Source organism: Frankia sp. CcI49, assembly GCF_001983215.1.
GTDB classification, from domain to species: domain Bacteria; phylum Actinomycetota; class Actinomycetes; order Frankiales; family Frankiaceae; genus Parafrankia; species Parafrankia irregularis.
Genome location: NZ_MOWP01000011.1, coordinates 12,609 through 30,501, shown reverse-complemented (window position 1 = coordinate 30,501; position 17,893 = coordinate 12,609). Strand labels below are relative to the sequence as shown.

Annotated in this window: 12 protein-coding genes; 1 reads left to right on the top strand and 11 read right to left on the bottom strand. The window is 70.2% G+C overall.

Annotated features, from left to right (window positions below; all coding sequences use genetic code 11):
• Positions 1-46: 46 nt before the first annotated feature.
• The 11 genes from CcI49_RS10610 to CcI49_RS10560 all read right to left on the bottom strand — a co-directional run bounded on the left by CcI49_RS10610 (position 47) and on the right by CcI49_RS10560 (position 16,947).
• Positions 47-1,963, bottom strand: coding sequence for a 4-amino-4-deoxy-L-arabinose transferase (locus tag CcI49_RS10610; RefSeq protein ID WP_076826068.1), 1,917 nt, complete (start codon positions 1,961-1,963; stop codon positions 47-49).
• On the bottom strand, positions 1,960-3,684 hold the full coding sequence (locus CcI49_RS10605) for a glycosyltransferase family 2 protein (RefSeq protein WP_076826065.1): 1,725 nt from the start codon (positions 3,682-3,684) through the stop codon (positions 1,960-1,962). Before CcI49_RS10605 ends, CcI49_RS10610 begins: the two co-directional genes overlap by 4 nt.
• Complete coding sequence (locus CcI49_RS10600) at positions 3,674-4,435, bottom strand: SCO family protein (RefSeq protein WP_241839990.1); 762 nt, start codon at positions 4,433-4,435, stop codon at positions 3,674-3,676. Before CcI49_RS10600 ends, CcI49_RS10605 begins: the two co-directional genes overlap by 11 nt.
• A 29-nt stretch (positions 4,436-4,464) precedes the next feature.
• Positions 4,465-5,007, bottom strand: coding sequence for a hypothetical protein (locus CcI49_RS10595; protein WP_158230744.1), 543 nt, complete (start codon positions 5,005-5,007; stop codon positions 4,465-4,467).
• The gene (locus tag CcI49_RS10590; RefSeq protein ID WP_076826061.1) at positions 4,989-8,189 is read right to left on the bottom strand and encodes a PA14 domain-containing protein; all 3,201 of its coding nucleotides are present in this window, start codon (positions 8,187-8,189) and stop codon (positions 4,989-4,991) included. The genes CcI49_RS10595 and CcI49_RS10590 overlap by 19 nt, the downstream gene beginning before the upstream one ends.
• 3 nt (positions 8,190-8,192) lie before the next feature.
• Positions 8,193-9,644 carry a glycosyltransferase family 2 protein gene (locus CcI49_RS10585; RefSeq protein WP_076826236.1) on the bottom strand — a complete coding sequence of 484 codons (1,452 nt, stop codon included), beginning with the start codon at positions 9,642-9,644 and terminating at the stop codon, positions 8,193-8,195.
• Between the two features lie 973 nt (positions 9,645-10,617).
• Complete coding sequence (locus tag CcI49_RS10580; RefSeq protein ID WP_076826059.1) at positions 10,618-11,562, bottom strand: oxidoreductase; 945 nt, start codon at positions 11,560-11,562, stop codon at positions 10,618-10,620.
• A gap of 947 nt (positions 11,563-12,509) precedes the next feature.
• The gene (locus tag CcI49_RS10575; protein WP_054570959.1) at positions 12,510-12,800 is read right to left on the bottom strand and encodes a hypothetical protein; all 291 of its coding nucleotides are present in this window, start codon (positions 12,798-12,800) and stop codon (positions 12,510-12,512) included.
• A gap of 267 nt (positions 12,801-13,067) precedes the next feature.
• Positions 13,068-14,156 carry a type III polyketide synthase gene (locus tag CcI49_RS10570; protein WP_116437379.1) on the bottom strand — a complete coding sequence of 363 codons (1,089 nt, stop codon included), beginning with the start codon at positions 14,154-14,156 and terminating at the stop codon, positions 13,068-13,070.
• A 301-nt stretch (positions 14,157-14,457) separates the two neighbouring features.
• Positions 14,458-15,543 (bottom strand): serine hydrolase, encoded by a 1,086-nt coding sequence (locus CcI49_RS10565; RefSeq protein WP_076826055.1) that lies wholly within the window; start codon positions 15,541-15,543, stop codon positions 14,458-14,460.
• 366 nt (positions 15,544-15,909) lie between these two features.
• The gene (locus CcI49_RS10560) at positions 15,910-16,947 is read right to left on the bottom strand and encodes an SDR family NAD(P)-dependent oxidoreductase (RefSeq protein ID WP_076826052.1); all 1,038 of its coding nucleotides are present in this window, start codon (positions 16,945-16,947) and stop codon (positions 15,910-15,912) included.
• Between the two features lie 120 nt (positions 16,948-17,067).
• Between CcI49_RS10560 and CcI49_RS10555 the strand changes: the two genes are divergently transcribed.
• On the top strand, positions 17,068-17,649 hold the full coding sequence (locus CcI49_RS10555; protein ID WP_076826050.1) for a TetR/AcrR family transcriptional regulator: 582 nt from the start codon (positions 17,068-17,070) through the stop codon (positions 17,647-17,649).
• The last annotated feature ends 244 nt before the right edge of the window (positions 17,650-17,893 follow it).

Below are 17,893 nucleotides of genomic sequence, written 5' to 3'. Positions count from 1 at the left end.
CGGGGATGCTGGGCGGGCCAGTGCCACCGCCCGGCGCCAGCCAAGGTCACCCCCCGGCGGCCGGCGCGGTGCACCGGGCCCCTCGTGGTGTCCCGTCGGTGCAGGTGGGCGGGATCACCTTGCGGATCATGACCTCGCCGTCACCGAACGAGGCGACGACCTCGGAGTGCTCGATCGCTTCGGCGACCGTGGGGAGCGTCTCCAGCGTGGTCGGGGTCAGATCGCCCAGAATCACATAGTCGATGTCGGACCAGCCGTTCGGGACGGTGCGCCGGACAGCCGGGTCGAGGTCGAGCTTGTAGAACCAGACGGGCACCGGATCCATCCCGGCCACCACGAGGTCCGTCCAGATGTTGTCGTCGGTGATGACGATCTGCCCCCTCTCGTAGTGGTCGATGAACCACTGCGTCGCCTCCCGGCTGGGGGCACCGGCGTCATCCGTGATGGCGTCGCGCAACAGCGGCGCCCACCGGGGCGGAATGGTCAGCACGCCCAGGGCCAGGACGCAGGCGACCGCGGCGGCACGCACCCAGAACCCGACCCGCCGGCGACCGCCGACCGGCCCTCCGCCGTCGGCCGCCGTGCGCGAATCAGGCCCGCTCGGCCCAGGCCCGCTCGATCCAGACCCGCTCAGCCCAGGCTGGTTCGCCCCGGGCCTGCTCGGTTCGGGACGGCCGCGCTGGGCCGGGATGGCACCGGTCAGCCAGGACGGAGCCTTCGGCACCACCCGCCGGCGTCCGGGGTTGCGGGCACCCAGCACGACCAGGGGACGAATACCGCGCGACGGCGCGACCACGTCGAGCAGGCCGGCCGCGCAGATCGCGGCGAAGGGCAACATCGACGTCACGTACGCATAGGGCATGTAGCCGTTTCGCGCCATGAAGACGATCTGCATCAGCAGGAGGAACGCGACAGCGCGGAACCGGCGTACCGCGACCAGCAGGACGACCGCCGCGACCGCCCCGGCACCGAGCAGATAGGGATCCATGCCGAGCCAGAGATCGGCGATGCCGCGAGTGCCGCTGTCGGGATCGAGCACGCTGCCGCTGGGGGTCCGGTCGAACAGCTGCCATTTGACCGCCCACCACAGCGATACGTGGCCTTCGCCTTCGAACAGCTCGTTCTTGGTGACGGCGTACAGGATGTAGATTCCGGCGATGCCGGAGAGGAAACCGAGGAAGTTGCGCCGCGCGAACCGCCAGTTCCGATGGTCCCGGTTCTGCCAGAGCAGCAGGTAGACCCCCGGTAGCAGGACGAGGCTGGTCTCCTTCGACCAGAACGCGAACGCCATGAAGATGCCGGCCCGGGTGGCCGCGCCGACACTGCGGTCCGGGGAGGCCACACAGACCAGGGCGGCAAGCACCCACATCGTGGAGATGTTGTCCAGGAACGCCATCCGCTGGTACCAGATGGCGAGCGGGGAGACGGAGAAGAGCACGACCGCCAGTGCCGCGAAGAACCGCCGCATGCCGAGGCGCCGGCTCAGCATGTACAGCAGCACGCAGCTGGCGACGTGCACCCAGAGCATGGCCTCGCGGGCCGCGGTGACGGCGGTCGCGGTCCGGTCGAAGGCCTGGGTCAGGGTGGTGTAGGAGGCGATGAACAGCCATCCGCCGAACGGGTGGTCGTACCAGTAGGAGTAGTGGGAGATCTGGCCCCAGCGCTCGATCGCGAACGCCTGGGCGGCGTAGGTGCCCTCGTCCTCGTTGACGCGGCCGGGCCAGCCGTCGAAGTTGATGCCGTGCAGCAGTCCCGCGCCGACGGCGAGGGCGAGGACGAGCACGACCCCCGTCCGGTGCGCGCGGGCAGCGGCCGCGGCCCGGCGTACCAGCAGTCCCACCGCGTCCCGCACGCCGGCCAGAGCGCCCTCCCGCGGCACAGGCTGCGCGGGCAGCGCCGGGCTTTCGGCCACCAGCGCGGCCGGGGCGGTGCCGTCAGGAAGGCTGGCGGTTGTGGTGGTCACGAGACACCTTCGAGTCCGCGGGGCGCGAGATCACGTTCGCGGGAGTTGGGATCCCGCGGGGTGGGCACGATGTGGTGCGCGCCGAGATGGGTGGTCTTCTCCCACTCGAGCTGACCGCGCAGCAGCCGGATGGTGGCTCGCAGCGCGGCGGCCGAGAGCACCAGCTGGTAGAACGGCGCGCCGATGACGAGACGCACGCTGTCCAGCCAGGTCGAGCGCAGGCGATAGGAACGGCGGAACTCCCCGAAGGCGGCCTGCTCGGCGACGACGAGCATCACCGCGATCCCGAGCGGCAGCCAGTAGAGCAGCACCAGGACGACCGGCGCCCGCAGCACGAAGATCAGGATCAGCGAGGTGGGCAGCAGCAGGCCGGCGAGGGCCTGGAAGAACGGCATGGCCAGCATCTCGATCGCGAGCAGCCGCTGCCGCAGCGTCGGCAGGTCACGCCAGTCGCCCTTCAGCAGCACCTGGATGAAGCCGAGCATCCAGCGGCTGCGCTGCACCACCAGCTTCTGCAGGCTCTCCGGTGTCTCCTCCCGGGTGGTCAGCGCCGGGTGGTAGAAGACCAGCGTCCGCACACCACGCGCCGACGAGCGGATCCCCAGGTCGCAGTCCTCGGTGAGGGCGGTGGCGTCCCAGCCGCCTAGGGCGGTGAGGACGTCGCGGCGGACGAACACCGTGTTGCCGCCGAGCGGGATGAGCCGCGCCTGTGCCTGGAAGCGAAGCCGGGACATGAACCAGACGTAGTACTCGAGGCAGTTGCGGACCCGCCACCACGAGGTCCCCTCGTTGCACCAGGTGAGGAACCGGGCGATCAGCGCCTTCGGCCCACGCCGGCCACCTCGGCCACCGCGGCCGCTCCGCCCGTGCCGGCCGCGCCGCTGCGGTTCCGCGGAACCGCCCCCGGGATCGCCCGCAGGCGGTTCCGCGGAACCGTCACCGGATGCGCCATCCCGCCCGCGGGCCGCCCGGATGTTCATGAGCTGGACGCCACCCTGGATGATTCCGACGTCCGGATGGCGCACGGCGATCGTGTTCACGTGGCCGAGCAGACCGGCGGCGATCAGCGACTCGGCGTCGACGACGCCGATGAGGTCGCCGCGGCAGTAGGGCCGGGCGTCCTCGAGCGAGATGGGCTTGCTGCGCCGGTCTCCGCGCGGTGCGATCACCTCGACGCAGGGATACCGGTCCGCGTACGACTGGGCGATCTCGCGGGTCTCCCGGTCGATCTCGTCCTCGGAGACGACCACCAGGATCTGCATCAGCTCGTGCGGGTAGTCACCGGCGAGGATCTGCTGCAGCGTCCGGCCGAGAACGGGCTCGTCCCGCGCCGGCACGATGAGGGAGATCGGTACCTGGGGTGACTCCTGGTCGGTGAGATCGACGTGATCCACCCGCTCCGGGCGCTGCCAGGCGAACTGGGTGCGGCTCAGGGTGAGGGCCGCCACGATGAACATGATCAATGACACCGCCGACCAGGCCGCCACGACGAACCCGGTGGGCCCCAGCCTGATCGCCGCCCAGACGATGACCAGGCCGAGGGCGGCGAACAGCAGCCAGAACCGCGGCCGTGGCCGCAGCCGGTGCCGCGCCGGACGCGGGAGGGCGGCCCGGCGGGAGTCGGCACCGTGAGAGTCGGCACCGCCCGACGTCGCCGGCTCCGGCGGCGATGACCGCGGCTGCGGCGGCGATGAAGGCGGTACCTCGTGGTCAACGTGCATCAACGAGCTCCGGGAGATCTGCGGCGTAGTCGGCGACGGTCGCGTTCGCGAAGTAGAGGACCCGCAGCCGGTCGTCGGCGCCGTAGCCGGCGACCTGGGCGGCGTGCGCGACGCTGTAGTCCGCGGTGGGCGCCTGGCTGGGCGCCAGGCTGGGACGGATCGCCAGCGGGATTCCCACGGCGCGCTGGGCGGCGTCGATCTCGGCGAGGTCGCCGGTCAGCCCGATGAACGTGCTGTCGAACTGGTCGAGCCAGCGCCGGAGCACGGCCGGGGTGTCCCGGGCCGGGTCGGTGGTGACGAAGACAGTCCGCACCGCGTCGGCGATCCGGGTGGGGACCAGCGTGCGGGCGGCGGCGATGTCGGCCATCGTCGTCGGGCAGACGTCCGGGCAGTTCGTGAAGCCGAAGAACAGCAGCGCCGGCCGGCCCGCGGTCGCGGTGGCGAACGCGAACGGCACCCCGGACGTGTCCGTGAGGGTGAACGACGGCTTCGGGCGGGCGTTCGGCGGAACCGTCCCGTGCCATCCCGGGCCCGACGCCGGGCGGGCCGTTCCCGCGGTGCCGGTGGTTTCCCCGGCACCCGCCAGCCTGGTCGTGGTGGCCCCGGTGGCCGGAGTGGCCGAGGTGGCCCTGGCCGAGGTGCTGTCGGTGCCGCAGCCGGCGGCGAGCGGGGCGAGGGCGCCGAGGAACGCCACCGCGAGCAGGTCCCGCCGCTTCGGATCACGTCTCGGATCACGTCTCGGGACACGCACCGACGCACGCGCTGGATCATGCATCGATGTCACGCGCAGACCACATCGCCGGGGCCGGCCTGGCGTCCCGCGCCGGCCAGTTCGAGGGTGTCCGCGCCGACGACCCGCAGCGGGGCCAGGCCGACGTCCCGCAGGAAGTCGCAGTCGAGCGTCCGGCCGGCCGGGGCCACCCGCGGGACACAGAAGGTGCGGGTGTCGCTGGCGTCGACGTAGTTGCGGTCGCAGCCGTCGACGCCCGGAGGCACCGGCGACGGGCTGCCGTTGCCGCGCGGCAGGACCCGGCCGCTCAGGTCCGGGTTGCCCAGCGGCGTGGGCAGCCGCACCACCGGGATCCCCACGGGATCACGGGCGGCGGTGGTCGCGGTGGCGGCGGGATCCGTCGCCGGCCTGCCGCCCGCCGTCTGGCCGGCGCCCGGCGACCCGCCGCCGGCCAGCAGCAGGCCGACCGTGATCCCACCGGCCACCAGCACCACCGTGCCGAGGGCCAGCAGGACGCGCGGGCTCGGGCGCGGGCCCGCGCGCAGCCGCCGGATCCGGATCCGGTCGAGCCGGCTCATCCGACGTGCACCCATCGGGCCACCGACGGGACACCGGAGGAGTCCTGGACGAACAGCATGTAGTAGCCGGGTGGCACCAGGTTGGGGTTCGTCGGCATCTCGACCGAGATCGACGTGCCCGTGCCGGTGATCGGCAGGTCGACGCTGCGCTGGTTGGGGTCGGACGAATGGGTGACCGAGGACGGACGGATCAGCGTGGCGCGGCCGATGCCGCCGCTGACCGTCAGGTTGTAGTTGCCACCGTAGTCGAACTGCGCCGGGGCGTCGGAAATAGTCGGACGTGCACGGTTCATGTACCACGGCGAGTACACGGAGATACCGAGGTCGAAAGAGCCGTCCGACGGGTTGTTACCGATTGCCGCGACCCGGCCGTCGGGCAGCAGGAAGGCCGACGAGTGGTACATCCGGTTGAGCGGGTCGGCCGGCATCGGGGTGAACGTGTTCGTCACCGGGTCGTACATGGATGCCTCGTGCACGGCGTACTCGTTGTAGTTGTGTTTCGCGCCGCCGGTCTCGAAGACCTTGCCGTCGGGCAGGATCACCGGGCTGACGTACATCTTCCCGGCGGCGAGATCCGGGCCCGCCGTCCACGACGGATCCGGGGTGCTGAGATTGATGATGTCGGTCTTCGCGGTCGGGTCCAGCGGGCTGTACGAGTTCCCGCCGCCCAGCGTCATCACCTTCTGGGYCTGCGCCGGGGGAAGCAGAACGGTGCCGCCCTGGTCACGGAAGTCGATGTCGCGCAGCCCGGCGACCTCGGTGATCGTGCCGGCGTCCAGGTCGTAGATCTCCGAGCCGGACGTCCCGGGCAGCGCGTTGCCGAAGGTGTGCGTGCCGGCGTAGAACAGGCGCCCGTCCGACATCAGGATCATGTTCGGGTAGAGGCCCCAGTAGGAGTAGGTCTGCTGGACCTCGTTGAGCTGCTTCCAGCGCTGCGCGCTGTCGTCCCACATCTCGACCGAGACGTTGCCCGAACCGGTCTCGTTGAGGCCGCCGGTGGCGAAGACGTCCCCGTTGCCGAGGTTGACCAGGCTCGGGTACCAGTGCCCGCCGCCGGGCATGTCCCCGACGATCTCGTAGGTGCCGGCGATCGGGTCGAAGATGTAGGTGACGTCCAGGCCGTAGTAGTTCTCGGTCGCCGTCGGGTAGGCCTTGGTGCCACCGGCCAGCAGGATCCGCCCGTCGGAAAGCTGGGTGTGGCCGACGCAGAACAGGTCGTCCGCGGTGGGGACGTCCGCGAAGGCACCGGTGCTCGGGTTCCAGACCTTGGACGTCAGCACGCCGTTCTCGAAGTTCTGCTGGTTGTTGCCGGAGCCGGCCACCAGCAGCACGTTCCCGGTACGCAGAACGGTCGCGTGAATGGATCGGACGGGTGCCTCGTACGGCAGCACCGTCCACGAGCCCTGGCAGTTCGAGGTGCAGCCGCCGGGCGGCGGTGCGGGCAGCGGGCCGGGTGCGCCGCCACCGGTGTAGCTGGCCCGGACGAGGCCGCCGCCGTCACCCTGGTAGTACTCCACCCGCACGGTGTGCACGCCCTCGGTGACCGGGACGGTCGCGGTGAAGGTCGTCGGCCCCTGGGCCCGCCACTCGTCGATGACCTTGGTGTTGTCGAGCCACACCCGTACCCCGTCGTCGGCGGTGGCGGAGATGGTCGTCGTCCCGCCGCGGAACCGGTCGGTGCGCAGCCAGCGGGCGGAGAAGTTGTAGCCGCCGAGGCCCCCCACGCCCGGGCCGGTCTCACCGAAGTCGTAGCTCAGCGGAGCCTCGCACCGCTCGGCGACCGGAGCGCCGGCGAGCGTTCTGTTGTTGAAGTAGGACGCGGACCACTCGATCGACGTACACGCCGACACACCGGTCTCGACGGTCGTGGTGTAGCCGGCGCGGACCAGCGCGCCGCCGCCCTTCTCGTAGTACTCGACCTTGATGGTGTGCGTGCCGGCGGTGACGTCGACGGTCTCCGAGTAGGGCTCCGGACCCTGGTCCCGCCATTCGTCGATGACCAGGATGTTGTCGAGGTACACCCGGATGCCGTCGTCGGAGGTGGCGTTGAGCGTCACCTGGCCGGCCTGGAAGGTGTCGGTCCGGGTCCAGCGCGCCGAGAAGTTGTCCGCCCCTATACCGGCCAGGCCGGGCGTGCCCTCCCCCCAGTCGTGGTCGACCGCGTCCTCGCAGCGCTGCGCGACCGCGTTGCCGGCGAGCGCGGTGCCGGCGAAGTAGGACGCCGACCACTGGGTGGCCTGGCATACCGGGGCCGGCGGTGGCGCGCCCGCGTAGCTGACCCGGGCGACGGCTCCCCCACCGGCCTCGTAGTACTCGACCTTGATCGTGTGCTCACCCGCGGTGACCGCGGGGACGGTCCCGGTGAACGTCGGCGTGCCCTGGTCGCGCCATTCGTCGATGACCAGGGTGTTGTCGAGCCACACCCGGATCCCGTCGTCGGCGGTGGCGGTGAAGGTCACCGGCCCCGCCTCGAAGGTGTCGGTCCGGATCCAGCGCACCGAGAAGTTGTCCGCCCCGAGCGTGCCGACCCCCGGCGCGCCGGCGCCCCAGTCGTGGTTGACGGCCGTCTCGCACTGCAGGGTCGGGGTGCCCGACAGGGTCCGCCCGGCGTAGTAGGCGGCCGACCACTGGCCAGGCTCGCACGACGCCGTCGGTGGCGGGCCACCGGACCAGTCGAAGGCCACGACGGATCCGGCGCCGTGCTGGTAGTACTCGACGACCACCTGGTGCTGACCGGCCGTGATGTGCGGCTCGGCCGTGTAGGCGGTCGGCCCCTGGTCCACCCAGCCGTTGATGACGGTCGTGCCGTCGAGGATCACCCGGATCCCGTCGTCGGCCACGCCGGTGAAGGTGTAGGTGCCCTCGGCGGGGAAGGTGACGGTCTGYGTCCACCGCACCGAGAAGTTCTCCGTGCCCAGGCCGCCGATGCCGGGGCCCTGGTCCGTCCAGGTGAAGTAGATCTCGCTGTCGCAGCGGGAGCCGGCAGGTGTGCCGGTCAGGCCGGTGCCCTCGTAGTAGTCCGCGGCCCACTGTCCGGCCGGGCAGGTGATCGCGTTCGCCGACGGTGCCACCAGCAGCAGCGCGCCGAGGTCGACCAGCGCGAACACCAACACGGCCACCAGGATTCGGCGACGCCGGCGAGCCGGGCCGCGACGGGCCCGGCCTCGCTTCGGCCGGCGCAGGTCAGCTGCTGACACAGGTCACTCCACCCCTGGGTTCTCGATCTGCGGCCGCAGATCGACCACACCGCCGGTCGGTGCGCAGACCGGTGCCGACACCGACGCGGGAAGCAGCGAACGGGTCGCCGCGGTCCTGGCCACCGGCACCGACGCCTGCGCTGGCGGCGACTCGGCTCGAGGGTCGGCGTCGAACGAGCGCGTCCGGTAGATCGTCCGGTCGACCACGAAATATCTGGCAACCACGGCCACGGCGAGAGTGATCAGCGTGGACAGGCCGACCCCGAGGCCCCAGCCGTCGACGAGCAGTGTCAGCAGCGGGAGCCGCAGGACCAGGTCAGCGTTGTTGATGAGGAGAAACGGCAGGAACCGACGCAGTGGAACCCGCTCAGGACCGTGCCAGACCAGCAGCTCGCAGCCGACGAAGTTCCAGACAATCGCCACCTGGGTGCCGACCGTCGCCGCGACCAGATAGTTCAGACCGGCCGCGTGGTGGAGCAGCCAGGTTGTGGCCAGGTTCGGAAGCAGCCCGGAGATACCGATGAGCGCGAATCGGGCCGGACGCGGCACCCGCAGCGCGAACAGCCTGCGGAGAAAGCGCACACCCTGGGTGAGCGAGGCATTGGATGCACCGGCCTGCCGTTCGCCGAACTCGTAGGCGATTTCCCGCACCCGCAGCTTCCGGGCCGAAACCAGCAGCTCAAGGAGGATCTTGTAGCCGTCCGGGCGTAGTGCGTCGACATCGAACGCCTGCACCCGCAGCAGGAAGAATCCACTCATGACGTCGGAAACGCCCCGCAGCCGCCGCGGAAACACCAGCCGTGAGACGCGGTTCGACCCGGAGGAGATCAGCCGGCGGCCTTTTCCGGCCAGGCCGTTCGCACTGCCGCCGTCGACGTACCGGCTGCCGACGACCACATCCGCGGACTGTTCCCGCGCGGTGGCCAGCAGCTCGGGAACAGTCTCCGGCGGGTGCTGGAGGTCGCCGTCCATGACCACCACGTAGGCCGCGGCGCACATCCGAATGCCCTCGCACACGGCGCCGCCGAGACCCCCGTGGCGTTCCTGCGGAGCCCGGTGCAACACGCGCACCGGGATTCCGCAGCTGCGGCGCGCGACCTCGATGGCTGCCGGAGTCTCATCGTCCGAATCGTCGACGAAGATGACTTCGCAGGTCAGGCCGGCGAGCGCGGCATCGAGCCGGCGCAGCAGCGGGTCGACGTTGAGGGCCTCGTTCCGGGTGGGCACGATTACCGAGACAGCCGGCGGCCCGGCTGGCGAGGACGCCACCGCACCGCCAGCCGCGGCGGCAACGGAGGTCAGGGCCGGTGGCGGTGCCGGTGCCGCCGCGGTCGGGGCCGGTAGCGGAGCCGGTGCCGCCGCGGTCGGTGATTCCGGGCGGCGCGGAGGTGGCAGCAGACTCGCCACATCGACGTCGCCGACGTCGCCGCGGTCAGATGCGCCGGATCTGCTCACCACGACGCTCCACGCCCCGCGCCCCCGGCGCCCGACACCGGGGCCGGCCAGACCTTCGCGGACACGCTGGCACGGGTTGTTCTCGGCATCACGACAGGGCACGCCGCGCTTTCATTTCCGGAACGCCCGTATGGCTTCATGGGCAGCATGAACCGATCCCCCAGTCGGCGACATGTCAAAAAGAGCCATGAATTTGTAGGCGCAGCTGCCCTGAAGCCCCGTTCGGGCTAAGTTTCATATGAGGACATACTGCGTTTACTTGCTTCAGAGGACGGGCATACGGCATCGGGCCGGGGCGGCCTCATCAGAGGCGGGCACCACCCGGAAGCAGCACTGTTCAGAGCACGAGGCCAGCCGGCCGCGCAAATGAAATCGCGGAGCACGATGCATGACCTCATACCGCACAGACTCCGCCGCCTGTGACTTGGCTGGCGTCAAACGCAGAACCCCCCGGATCGGCAGTGGCGCCTTCTGGCCCTCGAGCCATCGCGACTGTAGCACGCCTTCCACCGAATATCCGACCGTTCCCAGCCGAGCAGTGATGTCGGCAACATCTACGCCGATCGACTGACATGGAAGTTCATTAATATTGGACTCAGGACGATGCCACTAATATCGACAATCGTCGGGCTCCAACGTCCCTTATGACCCCTATTGACACCTTCGGCGACGGCGACGTCCACCGGCCCCCTCAAAGGAGAAGACACACCGCCACCAAAACCAGTAATCATCTAGCTACCAACCGCGCCCACACGCAGACACACCGGGACGCCGACACGCCTGAAGGCCGGGGCCGCGGATCGTTCACGCCCACGGCAGCTGGCCACCGGACAAGGCACTGCAGTCGGCCCCTACGGCGGGCCTGCGGATGGCCGCCAGCCCGCACCGGCGATGACCCACGCCCGGGGATCGGGCGAGGGCGCAAGCCCGGGGATCGAAAAGCCACGGGCCCACGGGGCCACCCGGCTGCTCCTCAGAGCGAGATGGTCACTTCCGTCATCTGCTCCGAGGCCTCCCACAGCCGCTTCGAGGCCTCCTCGTCGTGCGACGCCGCGTTGGACTTCACCACAACCGGGTGACCGGTCATCTTCAGCAGCCCCGACGGCCCGTAGTACTCGCCGCCCTTGGCCTCCGGATCCAACGCCGCACGCAGCATGGGGAGACTGCCCTTGAGCGCCGAATGCACGATGGGGTTGGGGATGCTGTCGATGAACCGCTTGATCCGCCGCTTGATCGGCGTGTCACCCCGGCCACCGACGTCGGTGTTCGCACCGCCGGGATGCGCGGCGAGGGAGATCGTCGACGTCTTCCCCGCCGCCTCGAGCCGGCGCTGAAGCTCATAGGAGAACATCAGGTTCGCGAGCTTCGATCGGCCGTAGGCCCGCAGCGGCTTGTAGTTCCGCTTGTAGGCGAGGTCCTCAAAGTCGATCTTCCCCATCCGGTGCCCGTTGCTGCCGACCGTCACGATGCGGCCGGCGTCGGCGGCCAGCACGGCGTCCAGCAGAAGCCCGGTGAAGGCGAAGTGGCCCAGATGGTTGATGCCGAAATGCTGCTCGAAGCCGTCCTCTGTCTGACCGTGCGGCAGCAGGATCACACCGGCGTTGTTGATGAGCAGGTCGATGACCGGGTGCTCACTGACCAGCGCTTCGGCCGCCTTGCGGACAGACGTGAGCGAGTTGAGGTCCATCTGTAGCACGGAGACTTCCGCCTCGGGGGCGGCGGCCACGATCTTCTCCTTGGCGGCCAGCGCCTTGGCCTCGTTGCGGCACGCCATGACGACGGTCGCCCCGTTGACGGCGAGCAGTCTGGCGGCCTCGAAGCCGATTCCGGTGTTGGAGCCGGTGACGACGGCCGTCTTCCCGGTCAGGTCCGGCACATCGGCCACACCCCAACGCCGCCGCTTCAGCCCACCTGCCATGACGACCTCCGCGACCGCGATCCCGCCGGAGCAGGAAGCTCCCCGACCATGTGAAGCCAGGCGGCGCAACCCCATAAGGCAGGCGTGGCGCGAAGTCCTCCGTGGCTCACCCCATCACCATAAAGCAGGACGGTATACGCAGGCTCGCCACAGTCCTCCGCACACCGCCGACCGCACACCGCCGACCGCCCACGCCCAGCGGCAGCCCGGAGCCGGAACTCGAAGACCCGAGGATGTTTGTCGCCCCGACGACCACGATCATCCGATCCAGCCCAGCGAACAGCGGCAGCAGCGAACAGCGGCAGCCCGGAGCCACGGCTCGAAGATCCGCGGATGGTCGTCGTTCTGGAGCCTGCCGCACGCTGGCGCCGATCAAGATCGCTGGTCGGGGAGGTTCGCACTCCACGAACGCGGCCGGACCGCCGAGCGCCCGGCAGCCCGAGCGCCCGGCAGCCCGAGCACCCGGCAGCCCGAGCACCCGGGAGCCCGAGCACCCGGGAGCCCGGTCTGGCGAGTCGCAAGAGTGAACGATTCTGGTCGTCGGGACGACCAGAATCGTTCTATCTTGCGGGCCGCCAAGCGCCTATTCGCCCCTTTTGCCCCTCTTGGTGCGAATTGCTTGGTGTCCCACGGCGTGCTCCGCCCCGGAATGCCGCGGGAAACCCTGACGGATCGAGCTCGGCGGTGACGCTCCTGCCGAGCACGGCGCGCCCACGGGCGCCACCGCACCGGCCACCAGCGAGATCAGCCAGCGAGCACAGGCCCGGCCGAGCCGCGGCCACGTCACCAGTCATGGGCCAGGCATCGCCAGACATGGGACCAGGCACAGGAAACGCCGCGCCGGGCGACGAGAACAGCCTGGCGCGGCGCTGTGAACGCAGGACAGGCGCGCCCGGTCGATCGTGGCCCCGTACCGCGCCTGCCGGTGGAGAAATCCCCCGCTGCTGCTAGCCGCCGAACGGCTGGTCCCGCCCCGCCGACTCGGATCCGAAACGCTCGCTGGACTGGATGCCCTGGCCCGCGCCGATTCCCACCAGTTCCCGCAGGCGGTTCTCCACGTACCGCTCACTGTGGTGGGTCCGGTCCGCGATCCGGGCGACGAGGTCGTTGATCCCGGTTGCCGCGTCCAGGTCCGAGGTGCTGACCTGGCCGAACTGGTCAAGCAGGCGGTAGCGCAGCTGCCGCCAGTTCCGGCGCAGCTGCTGCTCGATCTGCTGGCGCTGCTCCTGCTGATTCATTCTTGATCCCTCTCCAGATGATTTTTCGGCGCGACTACAGACGCCGGGTGCACGTTAACCCGACAGCCCGAAAGAACGCTGGAGTCGCCATTTGATTGGGCTGGAAAAGCACCATCCGCGACATTCATCGAACCGACGAGGCCGGAAATCAAACGGTTTTCCCACACAGCCCGTCCGGGCAGCCCAGGAAGGGCCCGCCCAGGTGACCCGCTCGCGCCGTTCCTGCCTCAGTGACCGCTGCCACCCTTCAGCGGTCGCCGCCACCTCTCAGCGGTCGCTGCCGCCACCTCCGCCGCTGCCACCGCGGACGGCTCGGGGCCAGGTACCCACACAGGTCTCGGCCGTGATGCCGGGCCCGAATCCGGCGATCAGCCCGCGGGCGCCGTGCTCGAGCGCGTCGTCCTCGAACAGGCGGCGCAGCGAGTCGAGAACGACCGCGCTCGCGATGTTTCCGTAGTCGGTGAGGGTCGCCCGGCTGAAGCGGAAGAAGGCGGGATCGACGCCGAGAATGTCACGCAGATCGTCGAGGATGCGCGGGCCGCCGGCGTGGATGATGTAGAAATCGAGGTCGGAGGCGTCCCAGCCGTGACTGCTAGCCAGGGTCCGCAGCGCCGGCGCCAGCATCGGCATGGTCGCCGGAACCCTCTTGTCGAGCTGAAAATGGAATCCGGTCTCCTTGACGGCGTAGGAGATCCATTCCTCGGTGTCCGGAACCAGGAAGGATCCGTTCCGCTCCAGCTGGACGCCGTGACCGCTCTGCCCACGGACGACCGCCGCCGCGACCGCGTCACCGAACAGTCCGTTGGACAGCAGGTTTCCCACGCCGTCATCGGTCGGCTGATAGCACAGGGAACAGAACTCACAGGCGACGATGAGAACGTTCGCCGTCGGATAGGCCAGGCAGAACTCGCCGGCCCGGTTGATGGCGGCACCCCCGGCGGCGCAGCCGAGCTGGGCGATCGGAATCTGCCGGGTGTCGTTACGGAAGCCCATCCGGTTGATCATCCACGCCGTCATCGACGGCATGAGAAACCCGGTGCACGAGACGAAGATGATCGCGTTGACGTCCGCCACGTCGAGCCCGGCACTGGCCAGCGCGGCGTGCACCACCGCTGGTACCCGCTGCCGCGCCTCCTGCTCGTAAGCAGCGTTGCGGGCCTCGAAACCCGGATGCCGCAGGGTTTCCGCGATCGGACGCACCAGATGACGTTGACGCACCCCGGTGTTCTCGATGAGCCGCAGCACCAGGTCGAGCCGCGGATGATCGCTGTGCAGCTGACGGGCCAGCTCCAGGGTCCGTTCCATGGAAATCACATGCTCCGGCACCATCACTGCCGGACGACAGAGAATCGGCACAGCGCAAGCGCCTTCCTGGACGGTGGTTCGCCAGTCACGACAGCCACAACAGCGAAGACAGGTCGACCGGACCGTCAGCCTCGCCTCGTTCCAGAACCGGGCTCGTCCGGCGGACCAGTCGCACAGGCACCGGAGGCCGCCGCGCATCACCGRCCGAATTCACGTCGCAGCGACCTCCGTGTCCCCCGGTACAGGTACGTACCCGGAAGCGGTGACCAGCACGCTCCTCGCACCTTTTCGCAGCTGGTGCCACCCGGCTGACGCAGCTGTTCCAGGCCGCGTCAGCCGCGCATCGTCCAGGTCAGCCCCGCACGGTCCCGGCGGCCCAGGCGATCCGCGAGAGGCCCTCGACGGTGGCGATGCCGGTGCTCTCGCTGGCGCTGTCCCGGGTGTAGGCAGCCATCACGTAGTCGCGACCGTTGCCGTGAACATGGGCCAGGCTGTTGATCACCCATCCGCCGTCGTAGGGCAGCCAGCCGTTCTTGATCTCCACTGCCACCCCGGACGGCACGCCCGCCGTCAGGCCCCACCGCTGGGACGTGATCACACTGTCCAGCAGGCTCTTCGCCGTGGCCCGGGCCGCGGCGGACAGCGTCGTGTTGGGGTAGGCAACCGCGCGGAGCACCGCGAGCTGGTCACTCGCCGTGGTCTTCGTCAGCCCCCACTTGCCGCCGGCGCCGGCGGTGGTCGCCCTCATCCCGAGCCGCTGGTAGAAGGCGTTCATGCCGGTGCTGCCGCCCGCCTGGTTCCACAGCGAGGTCGCCGACGCGTTGTCACTGATCGAAATCATCTTCTTGGCCAGCGCCGTCTGGGACGCGGTCAGCTGACCGCTCGCACCGGTCTTCGACAGCAACGCGGCCAGGATGTCCAGCTTGACGGTGCTCGCCGTCTCCCATCCCGTCCGGGTCGTCGCGCTGCTGCTGACGACGGTCTCACCGGTCGCGGCGTCGTACAGCGCGACACTGGTCGAGCCGGGACGTCCGGCCAGGTAGGCGCGGAACCGCTCCGCCAGGGCGCTCGCGGTGACACCGCCCTGCGCGGACGCAGTGCTCGCCGCCAGCGGGGTGGGAGCCTGCGCGGCGCCGACGGCATTCGACCCGGCCGGGCCGGCGTCCGTGGCTGTGGCCGTTGCCGTGGGCTCGGCCGTGGTCGCGGGGGTGACCGTGGTCGCGGGGGTGGCCGTGGTCGCGGGGGTGGCCGTCGGAGCGGCGGTCGTCGCGGTGGGAGTGGACGTGGGCGCGGCCGTGGTGTCCGCCGAGGCCGCCGCGGTGGTGGGAGAAGAGTCCACGGAATGGACCAGCGCCGAGGTCGACGCGACCGCCGTCAGCCCGGCGGTGCCGGTGACCGTGGCCGCGGCGGTCGCCACCGCGCTGGACGCCAGCAGCACAGCAGCAGCGCCCCCAACTGCAACAACGCGTTGCCGGGCACGCCGGTCGACACGGTGACTGCTGATGTTGCCGGTGGAGGGGTGCTTACGAGCCATGCCCGTTGTCTACGGACAGAAGGGCCAGCTGGATGTGTCCGGAATGTTAACCCATGTAAATTGTTGCTCACGGTAAGCATCTGTAACCATGTGTAAGGTATCTGTCGGCCCGGATTATGCGCACATGCGTCGACAAGGCCGGCGGCCAGAAAGCCCAGGACCACGAACGCCCCGGCAGGGACGCCGGCGGACGGCCGATCCGCGGCATCGGCCATCCGTCACGCCACGTGGCCGACAACCCGGAACCGAGTGGGCAGCGGCGAGGCGGGATCAGCTGGCGGCTGGCACGCCGAGGCCGAGGGTGCGCTCCGAGACGTCCCAGAGCTGGGCGGCGGCGTCCGGGTCCAGGGCGTAGGCGGCTACCCCGTTGCGTGCTCCGAGCACGCCGACCTGGGCCTCGTTGCAGTCCTCGAAGTAGCGCCCGCCGATTCCGGCGAGCAGCGGCGACGTCGCGACCAGCACCGAGGTCGCGGCACCCTGCTCGGTGGTCTTCCATTTCAGGTCGGCGCCTCCCGCGGCGGCACGCAGCCGGGCGAGATCCTCGTCGGAGACGTATCGCTGCAGGTTGGTGCGGATGCCGCCGGGCATCAGGGCGTTCACGGTGATGCCGTCGGCCGCCCAGCGGCGGCTGGCCTCGACGGCGAACAGCACGTTGGCCGTCTTCGACTGGCCGTAGGCCCCCCACGGGTCATAGGGGCGGCGGTCGAAGTGGATGTCGTCGAAGACCACCGGGGAGCGGTGATGGGCGCTGGAGCTCACCGAGACGACGCGCGCACCACCGCCGGCCGTACCGCCGTCGCCGCCCGCGGCCGCGGCCGCGGCGGCCAGGGCATCGTGCAGGCCGACGGTCAGCGCGAAGTGGCCGAGGTGGTTGGTGGCGAACTGCAGCTCCCAGCCTTCGGGGGTGCGCGTCAGCGGCGAGGCCATGACGCCGGCGTTGTTGACGAGGATGTCCAGCGGGCCGTCCCAGCGGCGCACGAACGCGGCCACCGAGGCCTGGTCGGCGAGGTCGAGCGCCTCGACCAGCACCCGCCCCGCGGCCGTGCCGGCATCCGCGCCCTCGCCGGCACCGGTGACCGCGCTCGCGCTCGTGCCAGCGATGTCGGCGGCGGTGCGCTCGCCCGCGGCCAGGTCACGGACGGCCAGGGTGACTTCGGCCCCGGCGGTGGCGAGTGCCCGTGCGGTCTCGACGCCGATGCCGGAGGCGCCGCCGGTCACGATGGCACGGCGGCCGGTGAGGTCGATACCGGCGATCACCTCGGCGGCGGTCGACTCGGCGTCGAACGGGGTCGTGATCCGATCAGTCATGATCAGGTTCTCCTCGGTACGCTTATCCGGAGTCTCCTCCGTTCCATTCGACAGGAACCGGAGGGGGCTCCGGAAAATTTCCCGGCCGGCCAGCCCGGCCGGCCAGGAGGTCGAGAGCTGATGCCATCCGCCCGCCCCCTGCGTGTGGATGCCCAGCGCAACCGGCAGCGACTGCTCGACGCGGCGGTCCGCCTGCTGCCGCAGGAGGAGGACGGCTCCGAGGTCACGCTCGCCGCGATCGCCAAGGAGGCCGGCGTCGGCATCGGGACGCTGTACCGCCATTTCCCCACCCGGGAGGCGCTCGTCGACGCCGCCTACCGCGGTGAGCTCGACCGGCTGTGCGATTCGGTCGACGGGCTGGTCCGCGACCTGCCACCGGATCAGGCGCTGCGCGAGTGGATGGACCGGTTCGTCGACTACATGGCGACGAAGCGCGGGATGGGCGGGGCGCTTCGCGCCCTGGTCGCCGCCGGCGGCGACCCGTTCGCGAACAGCCGCCGGCGGCTGACCGACGCGGTGGCGATGCTGCTGGCCGCCGGGGTGTCGGCGGGCATGCTGCGCGCGGACGTCACCGCCGACGATCTCCTGCTCGGCATCAGCGGCGTGACCTTGGCGACCGCGGATCGCGGCGACCGTGCCCAGGTCGGGCGCCTGCTCGACCTCCTGCTGGATGGGCTCAGAACCGCCGGGCCAGCCAGATAGTCGGGCAGAGGCAAGCCGGCCTGGCAGGTAGTGGTCTCGGGCCGAGAACGTGGGTTCACCGCACCGGTGCACGCATACACGATGCGAACAAGAGGGCAATAGGCCCACTTGACTAGACATTTCGTGCAGATCGCGCGGATCGCGCCGTCGTGTGGCGGCTCCACGGCACCGGTTTGCCTCCAGAAGCAACCAGTGGCCACGTTTGCCGCGACGGCCGGCAGCCGTCCACCGGGTCCGGGTGGGC